This is a genomic window from Arthrobacter sp. H14, from assembly GCF_000520495.1.
In the GTDB taxonomy this organism is placed as follows: Bacteria; Actinomycetota; Actinomycetes; order Actinomycetales; family Micrococcaceae; genus Arthrobacter_C.
Genome location: NZ_AZRX01000496.1, coordinates 1 through 3,808, shown reverse-complemented (window position 1 = coordinate 3,808; position 3,808 = coordinate 1). Strand labels below are relative to the sequence as shown.

Sequence of the window (3,808 nt, the reverse complement as noted above, 5' to 3'; positions counted from 1 at the left end):
TCTTTTATCTGATGGAAGAGACCCTGCCGGTGGTGCTGGTCAATGCCAAAGACGCCCGGAATATCCCCGGGCGTAAAACCGACGTCTCCGACGCCACATGGCTGGCCCAACTGGCCGCCCACGGGCTGCTGCGCGCCTCGTTCATCCCACCGGAACCGATCCGGGAACTGCGGGACCTGACGCGGACCCGCTCCATTGCCACCCGTGACCGGACCCGGGAAATCCAACGGTTGGAGAAGTTTTTGGAAGGCTCGGGCATCAAACTCTCCTCCGTGGTTTCGGACCTGACCGGTGTCTCCTCCAGGGCGATGCTTGAAGCGCTCATTGAAGGCGAACGGGATCCGCAGGTACTGGCCGCTCTGGCTAAAGGCACGCTCCGATCCAAGGTCCCCGAGCTGGTCGATGCGCTTACCGGTCGGTTCAAGGAACACCATGCGTTCATGGCCCGGCTGCATCTGGACCAGATCGATTCACAAAGCTGCATCATTGATTCCCTGACTCAGCGGATTGAGGAGGCGATGGCGCCCTTTCGCGCGGCCAGAGAGTTCCTGGCCACTATCCCCGGAGTCTCGTTGAAGGTCGCCGACGTGATCATCGCTGAAACCGGTGCGGACATGAGTGTCTTCGAAACACCGGGCCGGCTTGCCTCCTGGGCCGGTGTCTGTCCCGGCTCCAACGAATCCGCCGGACGGATCAAGTCCGCGCACATCCTGCCCGGCAACAAATACCTCAAAGCTGGGTCAGGCGCCTGGGTGTGCTGGGGATGGTGGCGCCTGACCGGATCTTGCAGGGTTAGGCCATGGGGTGGGTTCCTTTTCCGCTTTGGGCTTGCATGAGCCGGACGGACTCGCCACTGGTTTGGCATAGGTGAGCGTGGTGCAGGAGCCGGTCCACGGTCGCGGTGGCGATGGTTTTGGGCATGAGCTCATCAAAGCCGGAAGGATGGATGTTGGAACTGATCGCCAGGGACCGCTTCTCGTAAGAGGCCTCCACCACGCGGTAGAAGCCTTCGGCCGCGTCGGCGGAAACCGGTAAAAGTCCAATATCGTCGATGCAGATGAGGTCCACGTTGGTGGTCCGGGTAATGGCTTTGTTGACGCTGTCATCGATCCGGTGCCGGCGCACGAGGGCGCCGAGGTCTTCCAAGGCCAGCCAGGACACGGACAGGCCCTCGTCGATGGCTTGCTGGCCCAGGGATTCGAGCAGCAGGGTTTTGCCGGTGCCGGAGGGCCCGCACGCGATCAGGTTTTCCTTCCTTCTGACCCATTCGAGGGTGCGCAGGAACGATGTTGTTGCGGCCGGCAGGGTGGAGAGTGCTTCGTCCCAGACATCGAAGGTTTTCCCGGTGGGAAACCCGGCGCGCTTGCGCCGGGTGGCGAGCATGGAACGGTTCCGTCCGGTGGCTTCGGCTTCGAGCAGCACCCGGACGACTTCGGTGGGGTCCCAGCGTTGGGCTTTGGCGGTCGCGAGGACCTCCGCGACCACGGCGCGGGCGTGTGGCATCCGGGTGGTGCGCATCAACGCGATCACGTTCTGAACGGCGGGCTCGGTCATGGTCGTTGGGGCAACGGTTGTTGTGCTCATTCGGGGGCTCCTTCAAGGTCATCTTCACTGGCGGGCGCGGCAGCTTCGGCGGGTGTGGGATCGGCTGCCGGCGGCCCGGATACGGCGGCGCCGAAGCCGGCCCAGCTGCTGGTTCCCTGGCTCAACCACTGGCCCTGATCGGTGACGGTGTGGCTTATGCTGCTCGCCCCACCGCTGGCGGTGCTGTTGATGATGGAGAGCAGATCCTCGTGGGTGAAGCGCTGATGCACTGCCGCGGCTCCGAGTCCCTGATCAACCTCGGCGATGCCCAGAACCTTCGCCAGGGTCACGGCGCGTTCCATTTTGTGGCGGATCCGTGCAGTTCCGGCGGCGGCCGCTTCCTTGAGCCAAAGCGCGGCCCCGGCGCCCAGGGCCAGGAACTCTTCCTCGCCCCGATTGGAGGCGCGGATCACCCGCTCCAGTGCCCCGGCAGAAGCGGCAGGGAAATGCGCGTCAAGGATCGCCGGCACCCCGGGCCGGGTGACTTTATGCCGGGCGACCTCGACCGGTCCTTCCGCGCCGACGTGGACGATGATCACATCCTGCCCGGTGGCCCGGACCCAGACCCCTTGGCCCATGAGCGGGTGTGGGACGGAGTAACGGCCATGGTCGTACGTGACCATCGGCGTGTTCGGCGGCACCTGCCGCACCTGACCGAAACTGGCCGTCACCGGGCTCACCGGAACCTGGTGCAGCCGGTGCCGCTCAATGGATGTGAGCATCTCGTTGGGGATCTCCAGCGTGGCCCGGTGCACCCGTGAATTGACGTCCTCCATGAACGCCTCGCACGCGGTTTCCAGCTCCGCAAACGAACCGTATTCCGGGCGCAGATTCGTGTCTTTGGGGACCAGGTCGGCCTTGGCGATCTTGACCGCGTTCTCCACCCCGCCCTTCGAAGCAGGATCTGCCGGCATGCACGTGTGGATGGCGGTGGAGTAATGCCGGGCAAACGCGACGATCTGCGGATTGCGTACCGGCACCCCGGCCACATGCTCGATCGTGACGGTCTTCTCGTTATCAGTGAGCACATAGGTCGGGACTCCGCCGATCAGCCGGAACGACCGGTCCAGGGCAGCGAAAACACTCGGCATCGTCTTATCCCGCAAAGCGATCACGATGCGGAACCGTGAAAACGCCAGCCAGGCCACGAACAACACCGTTTTCACCCCGTCAACGGCCGGGCCGTCTCCATAGTCCCACTGCAGCCAGAGACCAGGCTCGACCGTCCAGGGCCGGTGAACACGGGTGTTCTTGGACCGGTACTCGGATTTCAACTCGGACAGCACGTACCGGGTAGTACGGATCGAACCGCCGTATCCCAAAGCGATAAGTTTCTCATGCACGACATCGCCGCGGATCTTGCCGCGGGAGGCCTCCACCCAGGACTTCATCTGGGGCAGGAACGGGTCCGTGATCCGGCCGCGCTGACGGGCCACCGGCGCCTGCTGGCCCTCATCGCGGGCCTTCACATAAGACCGGACCGTGTTATGCGACACGCCGCAAACGGCGGCGGTATCCCGGAATGACCGGGTCAAATCATAAGCAGCTAAAATTTCCATGAACTCTCCTGGAGACTTCACAACAAGCCCCTTCCTTCCCTTCCGGGGTGAAATCGAAACGATTGGCATCGTCATTTCACCCCGGAAGGGAGGGGCTCTCCTCGTAACGACACGAGGGATGGACAAGGGAATCCCAGCACACCCAGCCGCACACCGGCGGCGAACAACTGGTCAAAACACTTGCAGCCACTGGTCAAAACCACTGCCGCGAACGGTCAATCTAAATTGCCGTCTCCGGTCAGTCTAAAGTTGCCGCTAACACGGCTCGCCTCATGGGCCGGCGTCTGTCCCGGATCCAACGAATCAGCCGGCCGGATCAAGTCCTCAAACATCCTGCCCGGCAACAAGTACCTCAAAGCTGCGCTCGGCACCGCAGCGATGTCGGCATCCCGAAGCAAAAACACGTACCTGTCCGTCAAATACCGGCGCATCGCTTCCCGCCGCGGCCCGATGAAAGCCATCGTCGCCTTGGAGCATTCAATCCTGACGGCTGTCTGGCATATGCTCGCCGACGGCGAATGCTACGCCGACCCCGGTGGCGACCACTTCGCCCGGCTTGACCCGATCAAGGCCAAGAACAGCGCTATCAAAAAGCTCAACAGCCTCGGCTACAACGTCACCATCGCTCCGGCCGCCGCAGCCTAAGTCACCTTACTTTCGTATTA

At 63.0% G+C, this 3,808-nt stretch carries 2 protein-coding genes and 2 pseudogenes; 2 read left to right on the top strand and 2 right to left on the bottom strand.

Annotated features, from left to right (window positions below; all coding sequences use genetic code 11):
- Positions 1 to 746 (top strand): annotated as a pseudogene (locus tag Y707_RS22670) (IS110 family RNA-guided transposase); the annotation flags it as partial.
- Between the two features lie 46 nt (positions 747 to 792).
- Here Y707_RS22670 and Y707_RS0101835 read toward each other — a convergent pair.
- Positions 793 to 1,584, bottom strand: a complete 792-nt coding sequence (locus Y707_RS0101835; protein ID WP_026533833.1) for an ATP-binding protein — start codon at positions 1,582 to 1,584, stop codon at positions 793 to 795.
- Complete coding sequence (gene istA, locus Y707_RS22665; protein WP_035779941.1) at positions 1,581 to 3,164, bottom strand: IS21 family transposase; 1,584 nt, start codon at positions 3,162 to 3,164, stop codon at positions 1,581 to 1,583. Before istA ends, Y707_RS0101835 begins: the two co-directional genes overlap by 4 nt.
- A gap of 240 nt (positions 3,165 to 3,404) precedes the next feature.
- Between istA and Y707_RS0101825 the strand changes: the two are divergent.
- Positions 3,405 to 3,788: pseudogene (locus tag Y707_RS0101825) on the top strand (transposase); the annotation flags it as partial.
- Positions 3,789 to 3,808: the final 20 nt, after the last annotated feature.